We start from the raw sequence: 474 nt of genomic DNA, 5'->3' as shown, positions 1-474 counted from the left end.
CACGGAGAGGCACATTGATGCGGACCATCACGGGAATCGGAGTCAGCGCCGGGCGGGTGCTGGGGCCCTCACTGCGGATGCCGCCCCCGGTGCCCGAGCCCGCAGCGGATGCCCGGTTCGGGGCCGGCCGAACGGTCGACGGAGAAAAGGCGCGGCTCAAGGACGCAGCGGAGGACGTGCGGGACGATCTGCGCCACCGCGCGGAGACGGCGTCAGGTGATGCCAAGGCGGTTCTCAACGCAACGGCCATGATGGCCACTGATCCGATGTTGCTCAAGGCCGCCGGCAAGCACATCAATGCGGGAATGACCCCGGAACGGGCAATCTGGGAGGCCGGCATGGAAGTGGCCGCCATGCTGCAGAGCCTGGGCGGCTATATGGCGGAACGGACGCAGGACGTGCTCGATGTCAGGGCCCGGATCGTCGCCCAACTGGACGGGCTGCCCCCACCGGGGATCCCGGCGTCGGACGTTC

Annotated in this window: 1 protein-coding gene; it reads left to right on the top strand. The window is 69.0% G+C overall.

Going from position 1 to position 474, the window contains the following annotated elements; genetic code table 11:
- Positions 1-17: 17 nt before the first annotated feature.
- Positions 18-474: phosphoenolpyruvate-utilizing N-terminal domain-containing protein (locus SB754_RS19245; RefSeq protein ID WP_410784018.1), on the top strand; the 457-nt coding region annotated here is incomplete at its 3' end.

Origin of the sequence: Leifsonia sp. SIMBA_070 (assembly GCF_046534635.1) — a bacterium.
Lineage (GTDB): Bacteria > Actinomycetota > Actinomycetes > Actinomycetales > Microbacteriaceae > Leifsonia.
The sequence above is the reverse complement of the archived record's forward strand: the minus strand, read 5'-3'. Positions and strand labels throughout refer to the sequence as shown.